The sequence below is a fragment of the Geovibrio sp. ADMFC3 genome (genome assembly GCF_054687035.1).
This window is the reverse complement of record NZ_BAAFZG010000002.1, coordinates 240,501-264,962: the sequence shown is the minus strand read 5'-3', so window position 1 is coordinate 264,962 and position 24,462 is coordinate 240,501. Positions and strand designations below refer to the sequence as shown.

The following is a 24,462-nucleotide window of genomic DNA, read 5'->3' as shown; positions in this document are numbered from 1 at the left end:
GATAGTTTTGAGATTCCGGTAAGGCAAGGACAAACGCCTATGCTCTTCCTTGCCTTACAATGAAAATTCAGGTGAAGATTCAGCCTTTAAGCCAATTGAGAGAAAATCTTGATATATCTGCTTTGACGATAAGATCTGCCAGAGTTGTTTGTTCCAGTTCTTCGTAAAGCTTTTCAAAGGCTTTACCGACTCTTTTTGTAATTTCGCACATTCCTTCAGCATCACAGCTTCTATTTGTAAACTGGCATGAAATGCTTTTAGGCGTATCCTCAAAAATAATGTTCTGCCTTTCCGCCAGCTCCTCAAGCTGAATATGGCTGCCACTGTTACAGGCGATAATCACCAGACTATGCACTGCATATTCTGTCTTTTTTGACATTCTCATTACGATGCCTCATAAAATTTATTTGTTTTTTCTATTTTGAACTTTAAAAAACTCTCTGCATTCTTATAATATATAATTCACTTACATTTAAAATAAGATAAAAAAAATTAACGGATAATGCAATGTTTAGAATGATAATCTTTGACCTTGATGGTACGGTTCTTAATACTTTGGATGATATTCACTCCTCTATGATGGATACTCTTGATAAATTCGGGTTTGATAAATTTTCAATTGATGTTACAAAAACCTATGTGGGTGACGGTATAAGCAAGCTTGTCGAAAGAGCCGTAACATCAGAAAGATATACTAAGAAAATAGAGGATTACTTCAGGTTTGTTTACAATAAGCGTTTAGTTGAAACAACAAAGCCTTATGAAGGTATTACCGATGTTTTGGAGAGATTGAAAACTGAAGGTGTCTGTCAGGTTGTCCTTTCTAACAAAGCCACAGAATACACCGATTCTATAGTACGTCACTTCGGATTAGATAAATATCTGGACGGATGGTACGGTTTTGATTGTTTCCATGAGAAAAAGCCTTCTCCCCTGCCTGTACGTGAGATATTGAAAGCAAAGCACTTTTCTGCCGATGAATCGATCATGATTGGTGACAATTATACAGATATTGAAAGCGGAGCCGGCGCAGGGATAAAAACTTGCTTTTGCAAATACGGCTATGGTAAATTGAGGTCAATTCAGGCGGATTATTTCATTGATTCGCCTTCGGAAATTCTTCAGATAGCAGGTATTAAATGACAAAAAAAGCTGTATACGCAGACTGGATATACTATGACGGTGAGATTAAGGAGAACAAGTATCTGATAATAAATGGTAATATTATCGAAGGACTTGCAGATAAACCAGAGAATGACTGTGAGATTATAAGGCGGGAGAACTCGGCTATTTTCCCCGGATTAATAAATACCCATGCCCACCTTCCAATGTCTATATTCAGAGGTCTTGCAGATGATTTAATGCTTATGGACTGGCTTAAAAACCATATATGGCCTGTTGAGTCAAAATGGCTTTCAGAATCTTTTGTCCATGATGCCACCCTTCTTGCCGCTGTGGAGATGATACGCTGCGGAACTGTCTGTGCTAATGACATGTACTTCTTCTCTGACCATGTCGCTTCAGCGCTTGAAAAATGCGGATTACGCGGTGTTGTCGGTGTTGGGGTGCTGGACTTCCCCACCAAAACCGGCAAAGGAGCTGATGACTACATAGCAAAAGGCTCTGTTCTTTATCAGAAATATAAAGATCATGAGCTTATAGATATCTCTCTCTGCCCTCATGCGCCCTACACTGTTAATCCGGATAATTTCCGCAAATGTGTCGAGTTCTGCGGCAAGCATGACATCCTGCTGCATACACACCTTCTTGAAGCGCCGACCGAACGGGATGATATAATCGCAAGGTACGGCAAATCACCAGTTGAGCTTATGAATGAAGTGGGTGCTTTTGATATAAAGTCGATATTTGCTCACACAATCCACCCTACTGATGAAGAGATAGAACTTATGGGTACAAAAGGTGTTTGTACTTCTCACTGCCTTGAAAGCAATATGAAGCTTGCCAGTGGTTTTTCACCTGTGAAAAGAATGCTTGATGCAGGAATGAATGTAACAATAGGTACTGACGGTCAGGCAAGCAACAATGATATTGATATGATTGGTGAAATGAGTTCTGTGGCTAAATTTCATAAGGCATTTTCTCAGGATGCCACAGTCCTGGATGCGAAGACTGTTCTTGATATGTCCACCAAAAACGCCGCAAAAGCCCTTGGGCTTGATAAATGCGGCGAATTGAAAGCGGGTTATAAAGCTGATTTCTTTGTTCTGTCTTTTGATGCAGTGAATATGACCCCTGTCTACAACCCTGTTTCCCATCTTGTATATTCTGCAAATCAGCGTGATGTCACTGATGTTTATGTCAATGGTAAATGCCTTATGGATAATGGGGTTATCACAATAGTTAATGAAAATGAAATAAAAGAAAAAGCCCGTTCATGGGCGGCAAAAATTAAAGGATAAATTAATAATGGATATTAACACTTACTCCAACCCTCTTAATGAGAGATACGCCAGCAAAGAGATGCTTTATCTCTTCTCTCCTCACAAAAAATTCTCAACATGGAGAAAGCTTTGGATTGCCCTTGCTGAATCTGAGAAAGAACTTGGGCTGAACATCAGCGATGAACAGATAGCAGAGATGAAGGCTAATGTAGACAATATAGACTTCGCCTATGCTGCTGAAATGGAAAGAAAATTTCGTCATGATGTCATGGCGCATGTTCATACATTCGGTAAAGTATGCCCGAAAGCAATGCCAATAATTCACCTCGGTGCCACAAGCGCCTATGTGGGTGACAACACTGATCTTATTGTGCTGAAAGAGGCAATGATTCTGACTCGTAAAAAACTTGTCAGTGTTATGAATAACATAGCAAAATTCGCAGTTAAATATAAAGATATGCCCGCCCTCGGTTTTACCCACTTTCAGCCTGCACAGCTTACAACTGTGGGCAAACGCGCCTGCCTGTGGCTTCAGGATTTCATGCTTGACTTTGAAGCACTTGAATTCGCAATCGAAAACATCCGGTTCAGAGGCGTAAAGGGAACCACCGGCACTCAGGCTTCTTTCCTTCATCTGTTTGAAGGAGATCACGACAAGGTGCGCCGACTCGATAAAACGGTATCTGCTAAAATGGATTTTGACAAGGTTCTGACCATCACCGGGCAGACATATACCAGAAAACAGGATTCAAGAGTGCTTGCCGCCCTCGCCTCCCTTGCTGAATCTGCTCATAAGATGGCAACAGATATCAGACTCCTTGCAAATCTTAAAGAAGTTGAAGAACCATTTGAGAAAAACCAGATAGGTTCAAGCGCAATGGCTTATAAGCGCAACCCCATGCGCAGTGAGCGTGTATGCTCCCTCTCAAGACACGTAATAGCACTGAGCCTTAATCCTTATATGACACACGCTACCCAGTGGTTTGAACGCACTCTGGACGACTCTGCGAACCGCAGGATAAGCAATTCAGAAGCATTCCTCACAATGGATGCCGTTCTTGAGCTGCTTTACAATATAACAGACGGTCTTGTTGTGTATGAAAGGATGATCAACAGGCGTGTAATGGATGAGCTGCCGTTTATGGCAACGGAAAACATCATTATGGAATCCGTTAAGCGAGGCGGTGACAGACAGGAGCTTCATGAGATAATTCGTGAAGCATCAATGGAAGCCGGAAAACGAGTAAAATCAGAAGGTTTGGACAATGACTTGTTAGATAGGCTTGCCAATCACTCCGGTGTACCCCTTAACCGTGATGAGATAAACAAGCTTCTGGAGCCTTCAAAGTTTGTAGGCAGAGCGCCTGAGCAGGTAATTGATTTTGTTGAAGGCGAGGTCCGCCCTGTTCTTGATAAATACAAAGACTGCATAGGTCTTGATGTGGATATAAAAGTTTAGCAACATGTAAGCGGGCGATTTGAAGCCCGCTTTTTTATATCCTTGTAATACTATCTGTACTCCATCCCGAATCAGTTTGAGTTGAAACCTTATCCGATCTCTTCAGACAGAAAACTATTACAGACGTTATTCCCACCAGTCCGGAAAAAATAAAAACTGATTTAATCCCTGTATATTTAAGAATAAGTGAACTGAAAACAGGGCTGCAGGCGAACCCCAACCCCATAAACATATTGAATTGCCCCAGAACACTGCCATACCCCGAATTTTCGCTGTGTTCCAGTAGAAAGGCAAGACATGCCGGTTGTGAAACTGCGCTGAATACTCCGCTGAAAAGCAGCGCTGTGAGTATATATGTATAGTTGTCAAGCATTACAGTAACTATCAGCAGTGACGACACCACTAATCCGCCGCAATAAATGAGTATTTCTTTATGGAAACGGTCTGCCAGCCTTCCCGTAAAAGGCAGGAACATGGCGGTCAGCAGTGCGGACAGGCTTAAGGCTACCCCTATTCCCTTTATAGGCACGGATAATTCCAATAAATATATGGGTAAAAAAACAGTGACAGTTGATATGCCCCATGCTCTGCAAAAAATATAAAACATCATGATATTAATATCTGTTTTTTGAGAGATATTACATTTTTTATCAATATAAGAAGGCTTATTTCTTCCATTATTTTCAATAAAAAAGGCAAAGAAAAGACAAATGCAGCAACAAAACATCGTAAAAATGAATAAATAACTGAATCCGAAGCTTTCTACAATAATGCTTCCTGCGAATGGTGCTGCAGCAATGGCAGAATAAAAGGATATGTCGAAAATACCCAGAATATTACCTTTTTTCTTTCCCGAAAACTCAAGCAGGCAGTACATAACAGGACGGAACATGGCACATGATACTCCCTGAACTGCTCTTAATATCAAAATGGCTTTTGCATCATGAACCAAGCTGAACATGCAAGAAACTGCTGTAAACAGCAGAATCGAAGCAATCAGAACAGTTTTCGTACCGTACCTGTCGATTGTACTGCCTGCAAGTGGAGAGAATATAATTTTGGATGCGGAATAAAAAGCAAATGCAAATCCGAATGTGGCGCTTTGTGAGTAATATTTATTGTAAAATATCGGAAAAAGAGAGTCATTTGCTGCAAAAGCAAGTGTTATGATGAAATTTATTGCAAAAAGAATCAAAAACCTTTGCTTTTGTTTATTATTCTGCATGAGTAAATACCTTTTATGGAACACTTATTGTGAATGAATGATGGCATTCCTTATTACAGTATAATTCTGAGGATGTATGGATGTGATGACAGATAGTACACCGCAAAGCTCCGGTGTGAGCATTATGCGGATTTACTAAATATTCTTTACTATTAATATCTTTAAGAATAATTTTTTCACCGGTCTCAACGCCCTCATGACATGCTTTGCATGATTTCTGTGAAGCAGCTCTGACAGGTGTTTCTGTCATATGACAGTCAATACATTGAAGACCTGCTTCTATATGTTTTTCATTAATCTGATTATCTGAATTTCCTGCAAAACAATAAACAGAGGCAAAAAAAACAACTAAGAAAACAATATTTATATATTTGATATTTAACATCTATTTCTCCATATTGTATGCTGTTTAACAATTTTGGCATTTTTTCACTGTAAAAAGAAAAAGAGAAAAAAAAATACAAGCAGTAAAATCTTACGTCGTGTTTATTGCATTTCTGTCCAGTCGTACATGTTTTCAAAGAGTGACGAATGAATATAGATGTTACGCTTGTTTCTGCTCATCAGTTTCTTTTCATACATTTCTACAACAGTGCGGCAAACCGTAACCTCTGATGCTCCCAGAATCTGTGCGTATTCCCTGTGACTGAGATAAATTGGAAGCATGTTCCAGCCTTCTTTAATTTCCGGGTTGTATGAAGTTACAAGCACTTTCAAAAATACCCTCAATCTTTCCGGGACACTGAGAGTATAGTTGGCGATCATGGCTTCCATATGGGTTTCCTCTTTTGCCACCACTCCTTTTGTATAAAGAAGCATCAGCTCCGGGTTATTTCCTATATGTTTTTGCCATACATCGTATGTGATGCTTAAAACTTCCGAAGGTCTTATTACGCTGTCAGTGACATTGACTAACTCTCTTGTCAGTCCATCGATATCGGCCAAGGCTCGCCCGGGGATAACCAGGCTGAAGATAAAGCTTCGTTCGTGCTTGTCCTGAAACGAGAATGCTGCCAATCCTTTTTTCAGATAATAAAATTTTCCTTCTGGTCCTCCGTTCATTAACGGGGTTCCACGTCCCAGTAGTTCAAGGGAACCATATTTCAAATAAATATCACGGAGTTGAGGCGGTTCTTCACTGTAGATCCATGGTTTCTGAAAAAATACCTGTCTCATAATCTACCGTTAATTAAATTAGCGGCGGTAAACAGCCGCCGCTATTAAAGTAAAGCTATTTTTTTATTTTGCCAAGTTTTACAGCAATATGTTCCGCAGCTATTCTGCCTCCTGTTGCCGCATAGCTTGAGAGAGAACCGGGCATGATGAGGTCATAGGTATCACCAAACATCCCCCCGGCGTCTATTCCGGCAGCATAAAGACCATTTATGGGTTTGTCTTGATCTGTAACGGCCTGCATATTAGCATTAATGCGCACGCCGCCGATTGTACTCATAAATGAAGGTTCGCCCTCTACAGCATAGAACGGACCTTGCTCCACTTTGCGGAGAAATCTTCTGTCTTTACCGAATACTTCATCGTAGTTGTATTCTGTGTATCTGTTAATATCAGCAACTGTTTTTTTAAGATTACCTGCAGGGACACCCATTTTCTGAGCAAGAGCATCAATTGTATTCGCTTTGAATGCATAGCCCTTTTTCTCGCCCTCTTTTATGCCCTGATCAATAAGATTGAGCTTTGTTCCTGCAGGAACCCAGTCACTATATGGCATAAACGTTCCTTTTGTTTTCAGCTCATCAACTGTATTCTGATCCATAACTACAAAATACCTTTTGCCGACACGTTCTATTGCATTTTGTGAAACAGTCCAGTCTGATGAGTGCTGTTCGTTAAAAAAGCGGTCTCCTGCTTTGCTTACCCAAAGAAGAGGCTGACGGAGAACACTTGTGGTTTGTCCAAGAGGTGTTGTGTCCGTAAGGGTTTTATTCGGGTCTTCGCCTATGGGAATACCGCCGAGTACAAGGAGAGAACCCATGCTCTCTGTTCCTGCTCCTACAGCCAGTGCCATATTTATTCCATCACCTTCACGCCCTGCTTTCGGACCCGCAACAAGCTGTTCTGCATTGGCAATATATTTTTTCATCATTTTGAGGTTGTTGGCAAACCCGCCTGTGCAAAGGATTACACCGCCTTTTGTATGAAACTCTATTTCATCGCCGCTGTCCGTATCTTCTGCTATGATTCCGACAACATTGCCTTTTGAGTCGGTAATAAGTTTTTTACCGGCAGTTTCTGTCATGGTTTTATTACCCGTTTTATGGATAATATCGACAAGGGTTTTCACTGCTGTCGCACCGGAACCTTCATGAAATAAATGCCATGTTTTGGGACCGTTATATATGACAGTATGTACCTTTTCAAAGACAACACCACGAGCCTTCATCCAGTCGACATTTTCCGCTGAACGGTTAATCAATGCTCTCAGCACAGCTCCATTCGCTTTCCAGTGGCTGAACTCCATCGCCATGTTCCATGCCTGATCTGTTGTAATTCTGTCAGAAGACTGCCGCTGCATGTAGCTTTCAACTGCGAATGTGCCTTCAACAAACGGAGCAGCCCCGCCTAATGTAGGCATTTTTTCGATAAGATAAACTTTAAGCCCGTTTTCCGAAGCGACAGCAGCCGCAGAAAGACCTGCAAGCCCTGAACCGACAACAACAACATCTGTTTCAATGATTTGCCGCTTAGGTGCAGCAAAAACTGACGATGCACACAGCATCATTACTGTTAAATAAACAAATAAATTACGCAACATTGTGCTTCCTCCTTTTTATAGTGTAAAAGCAGGGTAGCATTAAATTATGAGCAAAAAACTATCGCACGATATTGTTTTGAGAAAAAAGTAGCATGATAAGTGTTTAGTGATGCTAAAAAAGGGAAACGGCTTGTTATATAACAGACCTTAACAGAGCGTGTTTCTTACGAAGTGTCTTAAATCGTTAATAACATATGGATTCAGACTGAATGTCCTGTAGCCGGTTTTAATAAGATGGCTTAAAATACGTTCATCTGCTGCTATTTCACCGCAGATTTCAAGCCTGAGTCCTGTTTTTTTAACTCTGTTGTATATATTTTCTAAAAGCGCAAGAAACGCTTTATTATTAGTTTGATACAGTGAACTTACTGCCGGGTTTGTTCTGTCCACCGCAAAAAAATACTGGAAAAGGTCATTTGAGCCAATGCTGAAGAAATCGCAGTATTCAGCAAGCTCTTCAATGTAAAAAACAGCTGATGGAATTTCTATCATAGTGCCGAATGACGGAGCTTTGACTCCCCTTTCCTCTGCTATCTGCCTGCCAAGCTGAACCACATCACGCAGCTCGTCAGGGGTGGAGACAAATGGAACCATGATTTTGAGGGAAGGATAAGACGAATATACCTCAATAAGGGCTCTCAACTGCTCCTCAAGCATGTTTCTGCCGTTTAAGAGAAGGCGTATTCCTCTGTTGCCGAGAGCCGGATTATCTTCAGGGATTTCAAGATCGCTTTTTTTATCCGCACCTATGTCAAACAAGCGGAAAACAACCTCTCCGGGGAACATGGAAAGTATTTCTTCGTAGGTTTTCACCTGTTCATCAAACCCGAAGCCGGAAGGATTCTGAAGATAGAAAATCTCTGTACGCACAAGCCCTATTCCGTCCGCATTGAGGCTTCGGGCTCTTTCCGCATCCAGAAGGCTTGAAACGTTAGCATAAAAATACACGCTTTCCCCATCCGGGAGTCTGATATCCGGATCTGCTTCACCGAGATCAGGTTTTTGTTTTATGCTGTTTATTTTTTCCTGATATTCCCTGAGCCTCTCAGGTGTGGGATTAATGAAAATTTCGCCGTTGTCTCCGTCAAGAATGATTGTTTTTGCCACTTCCATAAGCTCTGAAAGCTTTTTGATTCCGCTCACTGCGGGAATGTGCCTGCTTTTTGCAAGAATTGCGGTGTGGCTTGTTGCACCGTCTTTGGAGGTGATGAAGCCTGTAACTTTTTCAAGATCAAGTGACGCTGTTTCTCCGGGAGTAAGGGCGTCTGCCATCAGGATACTGTTTTCACCAAGTTCCATGTCCCGCTTCATTACACCAAGATGACTTAGGAGGCGTTTTGATATATCCTCAATGTCTCCTGCTCTTTCTCTTAAATAGCGGTCGGGTATAGATAAAAAACGTTTGATAACTTTATCCGCAACGTGGCGCACGCTGAAAGCAGCGCTCTTTCGGTGGTCGGTTACGTGTTTTTTTATATCTTCCCTGAACATGCTGTCTTCAAGCATAAGCAGGTGTGTCTGGAAAATTTCCGAGTCAATATTTTCACTGCTTTGGTCAAGATCATCAATAAGTTTCAGAAGATCAGCTTTTGTTTTCAGAAAAGCACTTTCAAGCTCTTCAAGCTCTCTTTGGATATCTAGATCCCCTGTGTTTTTTTCCAGAAACCTTGAGAGTACCATTGCGGGAGAGCCGATTGCTATTCCGCCGGAAAGAGGAATTCCTCTGACACTTATCTCTCCTTCATACATATCATCATCGTTGTGCGGCTCATAAAGATAATGTTTCATCATTATGGTGGAAACCTGTGCTGCTGCCGCTTTGATGAGAGCTTTCATTGCTTCTGTGTTCTTTTTATCTTTCTGAAACTGGAAAACCAGAACCCCTATGATGTGGGAGCGTCCCTTAAGCGGAACACCGATGAAGGTATTAAAGGGTTCTTCATTAATTCCCGGGAAGTAATTGAATCTGCTGTGTTTGGAAGCATTTCTGATGAAGGTGTATTCCCCTCCGGTAAAGCTTAAGCCGGTGAGACCTTCGGAGGTTTTCATGGTAACATTTCCCACAGCAGACTGGCTCAAACCATCGGTCGCCATGAGGGTGAGAGTATCTTTTTTGAATTTGCTTAAAAGGTAAACAGAGCAGACGTCACTGCCCAGACCACGCCGAAGATGTGTCACTGTTCTGGTAAGGACATCCTCCATGCTTTCGGCATCCAGAATGATATTGCTGATTTCAAGCAAAAGTTCAATTTTTCTCATAACGATTGATTTTAAAGCGTTACAACGTTATGTGCAAGTGGAAATTCTGGAGGTTAATGTCCTTTTTATACAAAGTCTTCCGGTCTGCATCCGAGGAAGCCGCAGAGACCGTCTATAGCGGGTGACATATCAACTGAATAATCATTTACATATAAATCAATGTGGCTCTTTATTACTTTATCATCAAGCTCTTGTGCATGTTTTTTAATGTATTGCTGTATCTCTGAATAGTTGTTTTCTGCAAAGGAGATCGACTCTCTGAGCAGCCCGTTTATTTCATCTGCGTATTGAGTGAGAGTCTTCCTTATTAAAATAGCTCCCAGCGGAATCGGAGCTTTATACTTTTCTTCCCAAAGTTCGCCAAGGTCAAAGAGCTTCACAAGCCCTTCTTGCCTGTATATGAATCTACCTTCATGTATAACCACTCCGGCAAGCACTCTGCCCTCTTTCACAGCAGGCATTATTTCATCAAAACGCATTTCGATAAACTCATAGTCTGAACCGAAAAAATGTCTGAAAAACCTGAATGCACTGGTGTGGATGCCGGGTATGGCTATTTTGACACCTTTTGCTGAAGCTATATCTGTCTCTTTAGCCGACACAATCAGTGGTCCGCAGCCGAAGCCGAGGGCACCGCCGGCTTTCAGCACAGAGTAATCATTCAGAACCTGCGGAATCATCCCGTAGGAAACCTTGACTATATCCAGCTCACGGTTGAGAGCCTTATTGTTCAGCACTTCAATATCATCCATAAACGGCTCAAAGCTGTGAGCCGTTCTGATGTGCCCTTCAAGGAGGGCGCCGAAAATATATGTGTCGTTAGGGCATGTGGATATGCCTATGTTAAAGTTCATTTTAATTCCCTTAGAATGACGGAATGCTTCCCAGCAGGTACTTGAGGTCATCATCCTTAAACTCAACACCGCCGCCGAGGAAAAGTGTTCTCGTATCGCTGTTTGCTATGTTGTCCACACCGCCTGTGATAAAGAAGTTTTCAAAGAATTTGTACCTGGCGTATGCCTTGACATTTACGTTTCTGTCCTCATCCTCATCGGGGAAGTCATACACATCAAGCTTAAGTTCAAAGTTTTTGTTTTTTGATATGGGATAAAAATCAGCTCCGACACCGAATTCTGATTCCATAAGCCCTATGCGGAAGTAGAAGTTGTCAAAAAATCTGTGAGCGTACATTGCAGTGAATGTAAGTTCATCTTTATTGACGGTTTTTTCTCCTTCGACATCAACCCAATACCCGTCACCACCGGCAGGGTTGCCGCCTTTGTATATCTTTTGGGAAAATTTTTCAGTGGTATCTCTTCCGTTGGGGTGGCTTTCAAGACCGAGGAGATAATATCTTTTTTCATTAGGGACAAGCTTAAGTCTGAAATAGCCTTTGTTTTCGCTCTCTTCAAAGTTATGCTGACCTTCAAATGAGAGATAAACCTGCATCTTATCAAGCTTACCAACTGTATTCTTCAGGCTTGTGAGAGTTTCATTAACATTATTAATAGTATTGTTGTCGTATATGAGTTTGCCGACTGTGCCTTCACCGGATTTTATCTGTCCGGTAATGTCATTCATATTATCAACGGTTGTTTCAAGCTTGGCTGTTACGGCACGGAGGTTTTTGATTGTATCATTGATGTCGGTTTTATTTCCGCCGACAATATCGTCTATATCACCGGTAACGTTTCTGAGGTTTTCTGCTATCGCAGGGGTCTGCATCCTCAAATCTTCTGTTATTACACGTATATTTGCTATTATATCATTCATATTCTGCTGATTACTCACAGCCAAATTGTTAAGAGAACCTGTGAGTGATTCAACATTACGCATGATAGCATTAACTCTCATTTCATTCTGAGCGAGGATGTCACGAAGCATATCTGTGGTGTAGCGGGCGTTTTCAAGTGTCATTTTCATGTTTTCTTTAGCTTCCGCAGTAGCGAGAACCTCTTTGAGCGCAGATGTAATTTCCTTAACGTCTCCGGCTATATCGCCGAGTTGGTTTCCAAGCTCATCAAAATCAGTTGAGCTTGCTGATTCTCTGATAACATCGTCCTGTTTAAGAGCACCTGCAAGTTCATTGGTTTTCATCTGGAGTTCGGCGTATTTTTCTCCGAGGAAGCCGCTGGAACGGACTGCTAAAATGACATTAGAAGGGATCTCGTACTGTTCATCTATAACCATGGTGATTACAGGTTTACCGTTTACAAGCCTAACCTCTGTGACCTTTCCGACTTCAACACCATTGAACATAACAGCGGAGTCCGGCGTAAGCCCTGAAGCGTTGCTGAGTTCCGCCTTTATTTCCATTCCCTTATGTCCGCCTATGGAAAATGAGCCTGCTTTAAGAGACATAAAGCCTATAAGCACAAAACATATAATTACGAAGGCTCCAACCTTGGCTTCGAGTCCTGCTTTCATCTATTACCCCTCGTTATATTACTTTTATAGGTCCTTCCATCGAGGCGGAAAGGAACTGACGGACATACGGGTTATCCGTGGATTTAAACTCGTCCGGAGTACCGAACAAAACCACTTTGCCGTCATACAGCATCGCCATATAGTCAGCTATTTTCAATGCGCTGTCTATATCGTGCGAAATGACAACAGAGGTTATATCCAGCTCTTTCTGCGTATCATGTATTAGGTTATCCACCACATCACACATTATCGGGTCAAGCCCTGTGGTGGGTTCGTCGTAAAGAATAATCTGCGGTTCAAGGGCTATTGCTCTTGCCAGCCCTACTCTTTTTCTCATACCACCGGAAAGTTCTGACGGCATCTTTTTCTCCACATCACGGAGCCCGACAAGGCGGAGTTTCTCTATAACTATGTCATGAATTTGTTTTTTAGTAAGTTTAGTGTGTTCCACAAGCGGAAAGGCTACATTCTCAAATACAGTCATGGAGTCAAACAATGCTGCGTTCTGAAAAAGTATGCCGAATTTTTTGCGTATATTCAGAAGTTCCTTGCCCCTGAGCCCTACTATACTTTTGCCGTCCACCAGAACATCGCCTTTTGTGGGCGGCATAAGTCCGCACATCTGCTTAAGGAGTACGCTTTTTCCCGTACCGGAGGGACCTATTATGTACGTAATTGCATTTTTACGCACCTGAATATCAATCCCTTTATGGATTTTATATTCACCAAAGCTTTTATGTACGTCTTTCAGTTCTATCGCAAATTCCATTAAGACCGCCTAAAACATGAATGCCGTGAGAATATAGTCAAAAACAAGAATGAGTATGCAGGCAAGCACCACAGACTCTGTGGTCGCCTTTCCTACCCCTTCTGCGCCGCCTGAAGTGTAATAGCCTTTGTAGCAGCCGACTAAGGTTACAAGAAGACCGAAAACAACTGACTTTATCATTCCGTTCATAAAGTCCGAAAGGTCTATATAGCGATACATATTATCAAGATAGAGTGTTTTATTGATACCCAGTATATAAACCCCGACAAATACTCCGCCAACAGTGCCGCAGAAAACAGCTATTGCGTTCAGGAGGGGCATGACGAATATTCCTGCAAGTATGCGGGGTACGCAGAGGTACTGCACCGGATCAACAGCGAGGGATGATAAAGCATCTATCTGTTCTGTGACCTTCATCGTGCCTATCTCTGCCGTGATAGCAGACCCTGCCCTTGCTGCAACCATTATGGCAGAAAGAACCGGACCAAGCTCACGGGCCATGCCCAGCGTGACAACAGTTCCCACAAGATATTCTGCGCCGAATTTGCTGAAGCCTATATAACTCTGAAAGGCAAATACCATGCCTGTGAAGCTGCCTGTGAGTATGATAACAGAGAGAGAGTTTACGCCTATAAACTCGATCTGTTTAATAAACAGCCTGAACCTGAAAGGCGGTACAAAGGTCATTCTCAGTGTTTCCCAGAAAAGCAGAAACAGCCTGCCCGCACCGACACTCATAACTGTAAAAGGTCTGCCTACAAATGCCAGAATTTCGTTCATCAGAGAGGTTTTCTCCTTTAGTCTTTGTAGATTCTGGGTATTCGGTCTGAAATACCGCAGAGGATTTCATAGCTGATAGTATCGGCGAGTTCCGCCCATTTTTCAGCAGATATATTATCGCCCAGAATCTCCACTTCAGGGTATGAGCCGTCAAGGGGAACATTCGTCAGGTCTATCATAGTCATATCCATACAGACAGTTCCAAGAACCGGACAGTTTACACCGTTTACACGCATTTCAGCCCTGTTTGAAAAGTTTCTGGAATAGCCGTCAGCATAACCGATGGGGACAACGCCGACTGTCATATCCTTGTCTGCGGTGAAACGCCTGTTGTAGCTCACAGTTTCGCCTTTCGGGATTCTTTTTATGTGAACCACTTTCGAGTATATCCTCATAACTTTCTTTAAATCAACATTATTATTACCGTATAAGTATCCGTAAAGCATGATTCCGGGGCGTGCCAGAGTACATTCATTGCTGATATTAGCTATGCCGGAGGAGTTCAGAAGGCTTGTTTCTGCGGAGATATTGTTCTTTTTGATAAAGGAGGAAAACAGTTCTTTCTGCCGATAGCTGTATTCAATGTCTGAATCTGCACTAGAAAGATGGCTCATCACATGACAAACATGAAAACGTGGGTATTTTTTTAAAAATCCCTGATAATCCATCTCCGGAGAGTAACCCAGCCTGTGCATTCCTGTATCAATCTTCAGGGTTATGTCTGCCTTCAGGTTATTCTGCTCAAGGAAAGAATGGTATGCCTCTGCTATTTCATCATCAAAAACGGTTGGTATAAGCTTGTTTATGAATACTTCCTCATGTAAATACTGATCAACATATCCGAGGAGAAAAATTTCCGGTTCAGGACCAAGGGATTTTCTTAGAACTATCCCCTCCAGAACTGTCGCCACTCCGAATTTTCTGACACCACAGTTTTTAATGGCATATTCCGCCAGTCTGACTGCCCCGTGCCCGTAACCGTCCGCTTTGATTATGGCTATAATGTCTGTTCCGCTGAGTTTTCTTGCCTGTTCTATATTATGTCCGAAGGCTTTTAAGTCTATCTGGGCATATGTGGGTCTGAGAGACTCAATTCTCTTTTGTATCACTTTCTATACCTGCTGAATGAAGAAGATAAGATCTTATAAATGGTTCAAGTCCGCCGTCCATGACGCTGTCAACGTTCCCTGTCTCGTGTCTTGTGCGCAGGTCTTTTACCATTTTATATGGGTGCATTACATAACTGCGTATCTGGCTTCCCCACCCTATGTCCGTTTTGGTACTTTCCAGCTTGTCACGCTCTTCGTTGCGTTTTTTCATCTCATGGTCATATAATTTAGCTTTCAGAAGCTTCATTGCATGAGCCTTGTTTTTATGCTGGCTGCGCTCATTCTGGCATGTAACCACTATTCCCGTGGGCATATGGGTGATTCTTACAGCAGAATCGGTTGTGTTGATGTGCTGCCCGCCTGCGCCGCTGGCACGGTATGTATCTATCTGAAGGTCAGATTCGTTTATATCTATTTCGATATCGTCATCAATTTCCGGCAGAACAAAAACAGATGCAAAGGATGTATGACGCCTGCTTTGCGAGTCAAACGGGGATATGCGGACAAGCCTGTGAACCCCTATCTCACCTTTCAGATAACCAAAGGCGTATGCGCCTATAATATTAAAAGTAACAGATTTTATACCCGCTTCCTCGCCTTCTATCATATCCATAAGCTCACATTTGAACCCCATTCTTTCCGCATAACGGGTGTACATGCGGTAAAGCATCTGCGCCCAGTCGTTAGATTCTGTTCCGCCTGCGCCGGAATGTATGGTAAGGATAGCATTGTTCGGATCGTGGGGGTCATCAAGAATAAGCTTAAGCTCGAACTGCCTGATAGTTGCCTCAAGCTTGTCTGTGACGGAAATTATATCGTCAGCAACTTCTTCCGCACCCTCATCATATAGTTCAAGAAGGGTTTCCACCTCGTCCACAAGGTCTTTGACATCCTTCCATTCTTCAAGGAACTTTTTCATGTTTGACTGTTCTTTGAGAAGGGCTTTGGATTCCTTCTTTGTCCAGAAATCAGGCTCGTTGATGGACATTTCATCTACTCTGCGTATTCTTTCCGATATATCTTCTTCGTTTACTACAGAGTAAAATCCCTTGACCTGCTCTTTAAGTTCTGAAAATAAGCTTTGTGACTCTTCAATACTCATTAATGTATTCCTTATATATTTAAACGGTACGTCCAGTCCGTTTGATTTAATGTCCGGTATGGGTTTATTCAGCTTCCGCTGACAATCATTGCATCAAAAAGAACATCACCTGTGACTATGTTCCCGTGGATTCGTGTATTGCTGTACACAGCTTTTGCAGCACAAAGCAGATCTTTCAGGTTTCCGGTAAGAACGGATTCTCTGAACGATGAAACTGCCTCACCACTACGCAGCACCACGCCTGAAATCCCCAAAGAAAAATCACCGCTGACGGTGTCTGCCATATGGAGTCCCATCACATCAAGAACATTGACCACATCACCTTTTATTAAAGCAACGGCGGATACATCTTCTGTGGGTTCAACAACAAGGTTGGAGGTTCCTACGCCTATTTTACCCGAACCGGTTCTCACCGCATTTGCCGTGTTTTCAGCGTTCATCAATGCCGAAGTGTAGCCGTTATGAAGGTATGATTCAAGCTTTCCTTTTGTAACAAGGTGTGTTTCCCTTGCTTCGGTTCCTTCATCATCAAAGCGGAATGAACCTATGGCATCCCCGTGAAAGGGATCATCAGTTATGTTTAAAATGTCAGACGCCACTGCTTTCCCGAGTTTTCCGGCAAAAAGGCTCATCTGTTTAAGGACATTTTCAGCATCGCACATTTCCGAAATAAGCTCAAAAAACTGCGCAGCAGTACCGGAGTCAAAGAGTATGTTGTACTTCCCTGTTTTAAGCGGTTTCCCGCCCAGAAGGCTGGTTGCTGTCTCTGCCGCTCTTCTGCCGGTTAAGGATGGTTCAAAGTGTTTATCAAGATAGACAGTATCACCCTCATAACCCTCCTGAATGTCTCCGTTTTCTTCTGCAAGACACTGGCAGAAAGATGAAATCATCTGTTTGTTCCATAACTTACGGGCTATATGTGTTCCGGTGATTAATGTTTTCTGATTAATATATGAGCATGAAGCTGATTTGACAGATTTAACCCTTTTGTCAAACCCTTTTGCACCGCTTTCTGTCAGAAGAGCAAAGTTTTTGAGAGTCTCAATATCCGGTTCGGCTAGTTCTGTAATGTCTTTATAAACTTGCGGTGATGAAGGGATATATACCTTTTCATCCTGCGGGGTCAGTCTGATGACTTCCTGTGCTTCACTCAGAAAAGCGTTGAGCCTCTCTTCGTTTACACCGCCGGAAGTATAGTACAGGGTTCTGCCTTCCTTAAAAACCCTCACACGCAGACCGGAGGATGAATTGACAGTAACGTCTTCCACCTCTCCGTCTCTTATGTCAACAGTTTTTGAAGTTCCTTCAGAAAGCTGTATTTCTATACTGTCAAAGCTTGTTTTGTATTTGTCAATGAGCCGTTCGGAAAAATCCATCAAAGCTCCAGAACCATTGCGGTTTCATCGCAATCGGGGAATTTGGCGCACTTAAGACAGTCCGACCAGATTTTCTTGGGCAGGGTATCCTTTTCAACTTCCTGAAAGCCGAATTTTGCGAAAAAATGAGCTTTATAAGTCAGAAGAAATATTTTTTTTGCACCGATGGTTCTGGACATTTCCATGACCTTTTCCACCATTGCTTTGCCTATTCCGTGTCTGGATGCGTGTTCGGCAACGGCGATTGAGCGAAGCTCAACCAAGTCCTCCCATGATGGGTGCATGGCGCAGCATCCAAGGAGTTCGCCGTTTTCCTCCCACACTATAAACTCAAGTATTCGTTCGCATATCTCACTTATACTTACAGGAAGCATTTCTCCCTTTGAAGCATAGGAGTTAACCAGCTTCTGTATTTTTCTTGTATCTGCGAGGGTTGCTTTTCTGAGCATTAAAAGTTCCTGATAAACTGCTTATAGAGATACACTGCCGTTTCTTTGTCAGGAAGAAGGTTAAGACCCTTTCTGGCTTTTATGGTTACTTTAACTTTGCCGAGTCCCTGATCTTCTATGAATGCAAATACGTCGGCATTGGGAAGAACAGCCTCAATTTTGCCTTCAGCTATGCTGGAATCACGTATTACGCCTCTTTCATTCTTAATAACGTCAAGCATGGTTTCAAAAGCGGTTTCGGGGCTTGCGGTGATCGTGTCTGAAACACCGTCAGTGGTCACGCTGTAAGTTGCACCTGCAGCACCCGCTCCCACTACCAGAACAGCCGGAAGGCACCCGTACATAAACATTGAGATCACAGCGGCGAAAAGGACGGTTCTTAATTTCATTTCTACCTCATTATACAGATTGATTTTTCACATCATAAACTTGCGCATTCTGTTCGGGGAAAAACCCCGCCATTTTAATAATCGTATAATATTACGAAATAATTAGGATTTTATCAATGATATTTATTGACAGCTTATCCGGCGGGATCTAATATCAGTTTTGAGATGAAAAAACGTAGAAAGTTCACAAATTCTTACAGAGAAACCTAAGCCTTCTGCCCATTTTGGGACGGAAGGCTTTTTTTTTAATAAAAAGACAGCGGAGGGTCGTTGATGAGTCACGGAAAAGAGATTCTAAGCTGCGAAGAAATGGCAGGAATGATCACAAGGATGGTTTTTCAGATCCTTGAATCGGTGCGTTCTTCGGGCAATTTCGGAATCGTAGGCATTAAAAGCGGCGGAGCCGTGCTGGCACGCAGAATTGCTGATGAGATAGCAAAGCACAGCGGTAAAAGTCCTGATGTCGGGTATCTGGACATAACTTTGTACCGTGATGACCTCGCCCAGACGCAGATTGCGGATTTCCCTCTGGTTCAGGGAACAGAAATCGGTTTTGATGTAGCGGGCAGGCACATTATTCTTGTTGATGATGTGGTTTTCACAGGGAGAACTGTCAGAGCGGCTCTGGATGCACTTACAGATTTCGGCAGACCTTCAAAAATCAGCCTCGCTGCCCTCATTGACAGAGGACACAGGGAACTGCCTGTTCAGCCGGATTATGTGGGAAAATCTGTCCCGACATCCTTAAGCGAATGTGTTCAGGTAAATTTCAGAGAAACCGCCGGAGCGGACTCTGTTTGCATAATAAAGAAATAATTCTTTAATTTTCATTCAGGAGTAACAGATGTCTTACAGCAGAAAAGACCTTACAGGTATGATAGACCTTACAAAAGATGAGATTCTCCACCTGCTTGATACGGCGGAAAAGTTCAGGGAAATCAACCACAGGGATGTTAAAAAGGTTCCAACACTTAAGGGAAAAACCATTGTGAATCTTTTTTTTGAAAACTCCACCCGTACCAGAACTTCCTTTGAGATAGCCGGTAAAAGACTTTCAGCGGATACAATTAATTTTTCCGCATCCGCAAGCAGCACAGCAAAGGGTGAAACCCTCATCGACACTGTTCATAACATTGAAGCGATGAAGACCGACATATTTGTTGTACGCCACGCCTACAGCGGAGCTATTAAATTTATAGCTGAAAACACAAACGCATCGGTGGTGAATGCCGGAGACGGGCTTAATGAACACCCTACCCAGTCGCTTCTGGATATGCTCACAATCAAACAGCACAAAGGCAGGCTTGATGGGCTTAATGTCGCAATAATTGGCGATATCACCCACAGCAGGGTTGCCCGCTCAAACATATGGGCAATGCCTAGGCTCGGCATCAATCTCCGCCTTTTCGGACCCAAAACAATGCTTCCCCGCTGCACATCTCCTTTCGGGGTAAAAGTATGCAATAATATGGAGGAAGCGGTGGACGGAGCGGATGTTATCATGACACTCCGCATCCAGAGAGAGCGTCAGGGCAAGCTGCTTCTGCCTTCCGTAAAGGAATACGCAAGGTACTTCGGGCTGAACGCCGCAAGGCTTAAGCTCTCCAACAACGCAATAGTGATGCACCCTGGTCCTATCAACCGAGGGGTCGAAATATCAAGCGAAATAGCTGACTGCCCGCAGTCCGTGATTCTTCCGCAGGTGGAAAGCGGTGTTGCGGTGAGGATGGCGGTTCTTTATACACTGGGAACAGGTCAGAGAGGGGGAGAATAATGAAAACACTGCTTACAAACTGCAAAATAGTCAATTATGATAAGACGATAACCAAAAATATCCTCATTGAGGACGGAATAATAAAGTCACTTACCGATGATACCCCTACGGCAGATAAAACCTATGATCTTAAAGGGAAAATGGTTCTGCCCGGTCTTATAGATATGCATGTCCATTTTCGCGATCCGGGGCTTGAGTATAAGGAAGACATCATCTCCGGCTCGTATGCAGCTGCTGCGGGCGGGGTTACTGCTGTCTGCCCTATGGCAAATACAAAACCTGTGAACGATAATGCTTTTATCACTAAATACATGGTTGATAAAGGCAAGGAGCTGGGAGTATGCGACATACTGCCCGTTGGCGCTGTATCAAAAGGAATGCACAGTGAAGAGCTTACTGAAATGGGTGAAATGTTTGCCGCAGGCGCATGCGCTTTTTCCGATGACGGCAAGCCGGTTCTCGGTTCTGATGTTATGCGCAGGGCGCTGGAATATGTGTCCGGCTTCGGCGGAATGATACTCAGCCACAGTGAGGACAAGCAGCTTGCGGGTGAAGGCGTTATCCACGAAGGTGAAGTTTCCGCTATTACCGGTCTAAGAGGTATCCCTTCTGAAACAGAAGAGATAATGATAGCCCGTGACATTCTCCTCGCAAAGCTTACTGGAGGACATGTTCATATATGCCACATAAGCACAAGGGACGCTGTTGATCTTGTCAGATGGGGCAAGGCGAAGGGAATCAAAATCACATGCGAAGTTACTCCTCACCACTTTACCCTCACCGAAAAAGAGCTACTGGGTTATGATACCAACTGCAAAATGAACCCTCCTCTCCGCACTGCTGATGATGTACAGGCTATGAAGGAAGGACTTAAGGACGGCACTATAGACTGCATAGCCACAGACCACGCCCCCCATGCCAGAGACGAAAAGTTTCAGGAGTTTGATCTCGCTCCTTTCGGTATAACAGGCTTACAGACCATGGTTCCTCTTACCCTTAATCTTGTCCGTGAGGGAGTGATAAACGAAAATGACTTTGCAAGGCTCTGCAGCTATGCCCCTGCGCAACTGCTCCGCCAGAAAGGCAGAGGAGTGATTGAAGAAGGAGCAATGGCTGATATAGCAGTTATTGACCCTGATAAAGAGTATGTATTTGATGTAAAGCTTAATAAATCCAAATCAACCAACTCACCTTTCATGGGCAAAACTCTGAAAGGACTTTGCGTTCTGACATTTAAAAACGGAAAAGAAGTATATAAAGCAGATATATAAAATTATATGGGCAGGTGTTCCCTGCCCTCTTTTTTTGAGGATTTCAATGAAAAAACTGTTTATTTGTATCTTGGTGTTATCCTGTTTCTGCGCCTATGCTGCTGAATCAGAAGGCGTAAAAGCCGTTACTCTTGCTAAATCATCTACAAGCTGGAACGGTGCAAACCTGCCCGAATACCCCAAGGGGGAGCCGGAAATTTCCATATTAAAAATAACCATACCTGCCGGTGCAGTTCTGCCTTTTCATAAACACCCTGTAATAAATGCCGGAGTGCTTTTGTCTGGTGAGCTTACTGTTGTCACAAAGGAAGGAGATACTCTTGTTCTGCACGCAGGGGATCCGATAATCGAAGTAGTAAATACGTGGCATAAGGGTGAAAACACAGGTATTGAGCCTGCGGAAATCATTGTGTTTTATGCGGGAACAAAAGGGGCTGAACTGAGTATTTTATCTGACAGATAATGATAATTACTTTTTAAAATAGAACAATAGAACGATTTTTGTTTAATTTCTCTTTTCTTTTGTTTTTTCAGATATATACTGTTCACCATAAAACATGTGAGGTGGGCTATGTCCTCTGCAAAATTCATTGAAAAAACAGAAAACCTTTTTGAAATTTCTGAAGATGAAATATTCTGCGCTGTTGAAGGTCATATCGGCTTTGACACTGTGAAAGCGGCACAGGAAAAAAAGGATGCAATCGAAGAAAAAATGCTGACAATTTCAGTACGCTGAGACCGGTTTTCTCATATTGCCCGTTTTAGGGGTGTATGTTAAAATAACTGATGTTTAAACTTGTTTCAGAACTGCTGAAAGAAACTTATAATATCTGCAAAACTCTTTTCAGGATTATGATTCCTGTCATAATAGCTGTTAAGATACTATCAGAGTTGGGAATAGTTAATATTCTTTCCTCTATTCTCAATCCTTTCATGAAACTTATGGGGCTGCCCGGCGAGCTTGGACTTGCGTGGGCAACCGCTCTTTTCACAAATATCTACGGCGGAATAATAGTTTTCATAAGCCTTTCTGACGGGCTAAACTTAACTGTAGCGCAGGCGACAGTCTTTGCGTCCATAGTTCTCATAGCCCATTCTATGCCGGTTGAACTTCAGATAATGCGTAAATCAGGTCCGAGGCTCCGTGCCATGCTTGCTCTGCGTATGGGCGGTGCAGTGCTTTACGGATGGATTCTGAATATTATCTACACCGCTACAGACACCCTCCAGAACCCTCTGAACATTCTCTGGGCTCCTCCGGTTAAAGATACTTCATGGATCGCATGGGCTGTTGGAGAATTTAAAAACCTGGTATGGATTACATGCATCATTTTTACTCTGGTTGTTGTAATGCGTATTTTATATGCGCTGGGACTCATAAAACTCATGGAGCGGATACTTAGCCCTGTTCTCCGTTTCTTCGGCGTCAGCGCCCGTGCTTCAACTCTCACCATCTTCGGGCTGACAATCGGTCTGTCTTACGCTGGGGGAATGATAATTAACGAGGCAAAAAGCGGTAAACTTTCCGAAGAAGATATATTCTTTTCAATATCTCTGCTGGGCTTGTGCCACAGTCTGATAGAAGACACTCTCCTTCTTATGGTTGTCGGGGGGCATCTTTCAGGGATTTTCTGGGGAAGAATAGCGTTCTCAATTATTATAGTTGTTCTCCTGCAAAGATTTATAAGAACAATAACCCCTGATTTCTTCCATAAAATGTTATTTTTACCTTTTAAAAGCACTTAACGTAATTTACTTTACACCCGTTTGATATCTGTTATAATTAAGAGAATATTTATCCGAGGTGAAAGATGAAAAAAATTGCATTATTTTTACTTGTATGTGCGTTCACTGTAATGAGTGCCGCAGCATATGAAATGAAAGGTTCATACTACTTCGGTCCCTATGTCGGATATAAAATTTTCGATGATAAGTCAGATTTTGAAAATGACGTTGAAGCGGGAATCAAACTCGGATATTTCATTACAGAACACTGGGCTGCCGAACTCTCCGGCGGATTTGTAGATGCTGAGTACGACAGCACAAATAAATCAGAAGATATTTTCACTCCCGGACTTCATGCTCTGTATCATTTCAGACCCTCAATGGATAGAGGCCTCCTTCCCTTTCTTCAGGCAGGTATTGAAGCACGTGTAGCCGATGACACGGACACCGGGCTTGCTCTTGGCGGAGGACTTAAATATCTTTTCACTAAAAACTTCGCAGGTGATGTTTCCTATAAAAACATCTACTACGGTGAAGGCAAACATGATCAACTTGTGGCTTTATCTGTTGCTTACTTTTTTGGAGTAAAAGAGAAGATTGCCGATAAACCTGTCCCTGCTCCGGTTGCTGCTGTTAAGGAAGAACCTGCTCCTGCACCCGCCGCTGTTGAAGAGAAAAAAGAGGAAGCAGTTGCCGTTATTGCCCCTGTTGATACTGACGGTGACGGTGTTTACGATGATCAGGATCTGTGCCCCGGCACTCCTGCGGAATTCAGCGTTAATGAGAAAGGATGCTTTAAAAGCATGAAACTCCTTGTCAACTTTGCTAATAACAGCGATGTTATAGACGCTGCTTCCATGAATAAGGTTCAGGAATTTGCCGACTTTATGAAGGCTACCCCTGTTCTTAAGGTTGAGATTCAGGGACATACAGACAGCAAAGGAAGTGAAGCCTATAATCAGAAGCTTTCTGAAAAAAGAGCAAAAGCTGTAGGAGCAGAGCTTATTAGACTTGGGATAGAAGCTGACAGAGTTCAGACAAAAGGCTACGGAGAAAGCAACCCTGTTGCATCTAATGATACAGTTGAAGGCAGAGCGGCAAACAGACGTATTGAGGCTGTTGCACTTGATGAGGACGGAACGAGAGTTCAGTCTCAGAAGCCTGAATAACTGC

Annotated in this window: 25 protein-coding genes; 10 read left to right on the top strand and 15 right to left on the bottom strand. The window is 42.8% G+C overall.

Annotated features, from left to right (window positions below):
- Positions 1–79: 79 nt before the first annotated feature.
- Complete coding sequence (locus ACYRYY_RS01490) at positions 80–385, bottom strand: hypothetical protein (protein ID WP_460213720.1); 306 nt, start codon at positions 383–385, stop codon at positions 80–82.
- A gap of 122 nt (positions 386–507) precedes the next feature.
- On the opposite strand from ACYRYY_RS01490, the gene ACYRYY_RS01485 reads away from it, so the two are divergent.
- The 3 genes from ACYRYY_RS01485 to purB are packed head-to-tail and all read left to right on the top strand — an operon-like array spanning position 508 to position 3,861.
- Entirely contained in the window at positions 508–1,143 is a 636-nt protein-coding gene (locus ACYRYY_RS01485) for an HAD family hydrolase (RefSeq protein ID WP_460213719.1), read from the top strand.
- Complete coding sequence (locus tag ACYRYY_RS01480; RefSeq protein WP_460213718.1) at positions 1,140–2,420, top strand: amidohydrolase family protein; 1,281 nt, start codon at positions 1,140–1,142, stop codon at positions 2,418–2,420. Before ACYRYY_RS01485 ends, ACYRYY_RS01480 begins: the two co-directional genes overlap by 4 nt.
- A 7-nt stretch (positions 2,421–2,427) precedes the next feature.
- On the top strand, positions 2,428–3,861 hold the full coding sequence (gene purB, locus ACYRYY_RS01475) for an adenylosuccinate lyase (protein WP_460213717.1): 1,434 nt from the start codon (positions 2,428–2,430) through the stop codon (positions 3,859–3,861).
- Positions 3,862–3,895: 34 nt separating this feature from the next.
- Here purB and ACYRYY_RS01470 read toward each other — a convergent pair whose 3' ends face one another.
- From ACYRYY_RS01470 to ACYRYY_RS01405, 14 genes are all read right to left on the bottom strand, one after another.
- A complete protein-coding gene (locus ACYRYY_RS01470; RefSeq protein ID WP_460213716.1) occupies positions 3,896–5,056 on the bottom strand; it encodes an MFS transporter in 1,161 nt (386 codons plus the stop codon).
- A gap of 43 nt (positions 5,057–5,099) precedes the next feature.
- The gene (locus ACYRYY_RS01465; RefSeq protein ID WP_460213715.1) at positions 5,100–5,471 is read right to left on the bottom strand and encodes a cytochrome c3 family protein; all 372 of its coding nucleotides are present in this window, start codon (positions 5,469–5,471) and stop codon (positions 5,100–5,102) included.
- Positions 5,472–5,572: 101 nt separating this feature from the next.
- Entirely contained in the window at positions 5,573–6,262 is a 690-nt protein-coding gene (locus ACYRYY_RS01460; RefSeq protein ID WP_460213714.1) for a Crp/Fnr family transcriptional regulator, read from the bottom strand.
- A gap of 55 nt (positions 6,263–6,317) precedes the next feature.
- Complete coding sequence (locus tag ACYRYY_RS01455) at positions 6,318–7,859, bottom strand: FAD-dependent oxidoreductase (protein ID WP_460213713.1); 1,542 nt, start codon at positions 7,857–7,859, stop codon at positions 6,318–6,320.
- Between the two features lie 147 nt (positions 7,860–8,006).
- Entirely contained in the window at positions 8,007–10,118 is a 2,112-nt protein-coding gene (gene ptsP, locus ACYRYY_RS01450; protein ID WP_460213712.1) for a phosphoenolpyruvate--protein phosphotransferase, read from the bottom strand.
- A gap of 65 nt (positions 10,119–10,183) precedes the next feature.
- The gene (locus tag ACYRYY_RS01445; protein ID WP_460213711.1) at positions 10,184–10,972 is read right to left on the bottom strand and encodes a 1,4-dihydroxy-6-naphthoate synthase; all 789 of its coding nucleotides are present in this window, start codon (positions 10,970–10,972) and stop codon (positions 10,184–10,186) included.
- A 10-nt stretch (positions 10,973–10,982) separates the two neighbouring features.
- Complete coding sequence (locus tag ACYRYY_RS01440; RefSeq protein ID WP_460213710.1) at positions 10,983–12,545, bottom strand: MlaD family protein; 1,563 nt, start codon at positions 12,543–12,545, stop codon at positions 10,983–10,985.
- A 13-nt stretch (positions 12,546–12,558) separates the two neighbouring features.
- Positions 12,559–13,314: an ABC transporter ATP-binding protein gene (locus ACYRYY_RS01435; RefSeq protein WP_460213709.1), complete on the bottom strand. Its 756-nt coding sequence runs from the start codon at positions 13,312–13,314 to the stop codon at positions 12,559–12,561.
- Positions 13,315–13,323: 9 nt separating this feature from the next.
- Entirely contained in the window at positions 13,324–14,094 is a 771-nt protein-coding gene (locus tag ACYRYY_RS01430) for an MlaE family ABC transporter permease (protein ID WP_460213708.1), read from the bottom strand.
- Positions 14,095–14,111: 17 nt separating this feature from the next.
- The gene (alr, locus tag ACYRYY_RS01425; protein WP_460213707.1) at positions 14,112–15,203 is read right to left on the bottom strand and encodes an alanine racemase; all 1,092 of its coding nucleotides are present in this window, start codon (positions 15,201–15,203) and stop codon (positions 14,112–14,114) included.
- Positions 15,184–16,305 carry a peptide chain release factor 2 gene (prfB, locus tag ACYRYY_RS01420; RefSeq protein ID WP_460213706.1) on the bottom strand — a complete coding sequence of 374 codons (1,122 nt, stop codon included), beginning with the start codon at positions 16,303–16,305 and terminating at the stop codon, positions 15,184–15,186. Before prfB ends, alr begins: the two co-directional genes overlap by 20 nt.
- A 68-nt stretch (positions 16,306–16,373) precedes the next feature.
- Complete coding sequence (locus tag ACYRYY_RS01415) at positions 16,374–17,681, bottom strand: TldD/PmbA family protein (RefSeq protein ID WP_460213705.1); 1,308 nt, start codon at positions 17,679–17,681, stop codon at positions 16,374–16,376.
- Complete coding sequence (locus tag ACYRYY_RS01410; RefSeq protein ID WP_460213704.1) at positions 17,681–18,130, bottom strand: N-acetyltransferase; 450 nt, start codon at positions 18,128–18,130, stop codon at positions 17,681–17,683. The genes ACYRYY_RS01415 and ACYRYY_RS01410 overlap by 1 nt, the downstream gene beginning before the upstream one ends.
- Positions 18,130–18,519, bottom strand: coding sequence for a hypothetical protein (locus ACYRYY_RS01405; protein ID WP_460213703.1), 390 nt, complete (start codon positions 18,517–18,519; stop codon positions 18,130–18,132). Before ACYRYY_RS01405 ends, ACYRYY_RS01410 begins: the two co-directional genes overlap by 1 nt.
- 273 nt (positions 18,520–18,792) lie before the next feature.
- Between ACYRYY_RS01405 and pyrR the strand changes: the two genes are divergently transcribed.
- From pyrR to ACYRYY_RS01370, 7 genes are all read left to right on the top strand, one after another.
- Positions 18,793–19,335: a bifunctional pyr operon transcriptional regulator/uracil phosphoribosyltransferase PyrR gene (gene pyrR / locus ACYRYY_RS01400; RefSeq protein WP_460213702.1), complete on the top strand. Its 543-nt coding sequence runs from the start codon at positions 18,793–18,795 to the stop codon at positions 19,333–19,335.
- A 28-nt stretch (positions 19,336–19,363) separates the two neighbouring features.
- The gene (locus ACYRYY_RS01395) at positions 19,364–20,293 is read left to right on the top strand and encodes an aspartate carbamoyltransferase catalytic subunit (protein WP_460213701.1); all 930 of its coding nucleotides are present in this window, start codon (positions 19,364–19,366) and stop codon (positions 20,291–20,293) included.
- The gene (locus ACYRYY_RS01390; RefSeq protein ID WP_460213700.1) at positions 20,293–21,564 is read left to right on the top strand and encodes a dihydroorotase; all 1,272 of its coding nucleotides are present in this window, start codon (positions 20,293–20,295) and stop codon (positions 21,562–21,564) included. Before ACYRYY_RS01395 ends, ACYRYY_RS01390 begins: the two co-directional genes overlap by 1 nt.
- Positions 21,565–21,610: 46 nt before the next feature.
- Positions 21,611–22,027, top strand: coding sequence for a cupin domain-containing protein (locus ACYRYY_RS01385; RefSeq protein WP_460213699.1), 417 nt, complete (start codon positions 21,611–21,613; stop codon positions 22,025–22,027).
- A 108-nt stretch (positions 22,028–22,135) separates the two neighbouring features.
- Positions 22,136–22,300 carry a hypothetical protein gene (locus tag ACYRYY_RS01380; protein WP_460213698.1) on the top strand — a complete coding sequence of 55 codons (165 nt, stop codon included), beginning with the start codon at positions 22,136–22,138 and terminating at the stop codon, positions 22,298–22,300.
- 50 nt (positions 22,301–22,350) lie between these two features.
- Complete coding sequence (locus ACYRYY_RS01375) at positions 22,351–23,310, top strand: nucleoside recognition domain-containing protein (protein ID WP_460213697.1); 960 nt, start codon at positions 22,351–22,353, stop codon at positions 23,308–23,310.
- A 65-nt stretch (positions 23,311–23,375) separates the two neighbouring features.
- Complete coding sequence (locus ACYRYY_RS01370) at positions 23,376–24,458, top strand: OmpA family protein (RefSeq protein WP_460213696.1); 1,083 nt, start codon at positions 23,376–23,378, stop codon at positions 24,456–24,458.
- Positions 24,459–24,462: the final 4 nt, after the last annotated feature.

What these genes read in the sequence shown, in the direction of transcription:
- ptsP (WP_460213712.1), bottom strand. Translation starts at nt 10,118, where the DNA reads ATGAGAAAAATTGAACTTTTGCTTGAAATCAGCAATATCATTCTGGAT.
- ACYRYY_RS01455 (WP_460213713.1), bottom strand. Translation starts at nt 7,859, where the DNA reads ATGTTGCGTAATTTATTTGTTTATTTAACAGTAATGATGCTGTGTGCA.
- pyrR (WP_460213702.1), top strand. Translation starts at nt 18,793, where the DNA reads ATGAGTCACGGAAAAGAGATTCTAAGCTGCGAAGAAATGGCAGGAATG.
- ACYRYY_RS01405 (WP_460213703.1), bottom strand. Translation starts at nt 18,519, where the DNA reads ATGAAATTAAGAACCGTCCTTTTCGCCGCTGTGATCTCAATGTTTATG.
- ACYRYY_RS01445 (WP_460213711.1), bottom strand. Translation starts at nt 10,972, where the DNA reads ATGAACTTTAACATAGGCATATCCACATGCCCTAACGACACATATATT.
- ACYRYY_RS01460 (WP_460213714.1), bottom strand. Translation starts at nt 6,262, where the DNA reads ATGAGACAGGTATTTTTTCAGAAACCATGGATCTACAGTGAAGAACCG.
- ACYRYY_RS01375 (WP_460213697.1), top strand. Translation starts at nt 22,351, where the DNA reads ATGTTTAAACTTGTTTCAGAACTGCTGAAAGAAACTTATAATATCTGC.
- ACYRYY_RS01435 (WP_460213709.1), bottom strand. Translation starts at nt 13,314, where the DNA reads ATGGAATTTGCGATAGAACTGAAAGACGTACATAAAAGCTTTGGTGAA.
- ACYRYY_RS01430 (WP_460213708.1), bottom strand. Translation starts at nt 14,094, where the DNA reads ATGAACGAAATTCTGGCATTTGTAGGCAGACCTTTTACAGTTATGAGT.
- prfB (WP_460213706.1), bottom strand. Translation starts at nt 16,305, where the DNA reads ATGAGTATTGAAGAGTCACAAAGCTTATTTTCAGAACTTAAAGAGCAG.
- ACYRYY_RS01440 (WP_460213710.1), bottom strand. Translation starts at nt 12,545, where the DNA reads ATGAAAGCAGGACTCGAAGCCAAGGTTGGAGCCTTCGTAATTATATGT.
- ACYRYY_RS01490 (WP_460213720.1), bottom strand. Translation starts at nt 385, where the DNA reads ATGAGAATGTCAAAAAAGACAGAATATGCAGTGCATAGTCTGGTGATT.
- ACYRYY_RS01395 (WP_460213701.1), top strand. Translation starts at nt 19,364, where the DNA reads ATGTCTTACAGCAGAAAAGACCTTACAGGTATGATAGACCTTACAAAA.
- ACYRYY_RS01415 (WP_460213705.1), bottom strand. Translation starts at nt 17,681, where the DNA reads ATGGATTTTTCCGAACGGCTCATTGACAAATACAAAACAAGCTTTGAC.
- ACYRYY_RS01370 (WP_460213696.1), top strand. Translation starts at nt 23,376, where the DNA reads ATGAAAAAAATTGCATTATTTTTACTTGTATGTGCGTTCACTGTAATG.
- ACYRYY_RS01480 (WP_460213718.1), top strand. Translation starts at nt 1,140, where the DNA reads ATGACAAAAAAAGCTGTATACGCAGACTGGATATACTATGACGGTGAG.
- ACYRYY_RS01485 (WP_460213719.1), top strand. Translation starts at nt 508, where the DNA reads ATGTTTAGAATGATAATCTTTGACCTTGATGGTACGGTTCTTAATACT.
- ACYRYY_RS01410 (WP_460213704.1), bottom strand. Translation starts at nt 18,130, where the DNA reads ATGCTCAGAAAAGCAACCCTCGCAGATACAAGAAAAATACAGAAGCTG.
- ACYRYY_RS01380 (WP_460213698.1), top strand. Translation starts at nt 22,136, where the DNA reads ATGTCCTCTGCAAAATTCATTGAAAAAACAGAAAACCTTTTTGAAATT.
- ACYRYY_RS01385 (WP_460213699.1), top strand. Translation starts at nt 21,611, where the DNA reads ATGAAAAAACTGTTTATTTGTATCTTGGTGTTATCCTGTTTCTGCGCC.
- ACYRYY_RS01390 (WP_460213700.1), top strand. Translation starts at nt 20,293, where the DNA reads ATGAAAACACTGCTTACAAACTGCAAAATAGTCAATTATGATAAGACG.
- ACYRYY_RS01465 (WP_460213715.1), bottom strand. Translation starts at nt 5,471, where the DNA reads ATGTTAAATATCAAATATATAAATATTGTTTTCTTAGTTGTTTTTTTT.
- purB (WP_460213717.1), top strand. Translation starts at nt 2,428, where the DNA reads ATGGATATTAACACTTACTCCAACCCTCTTAATGAGAGATACGCCAGC.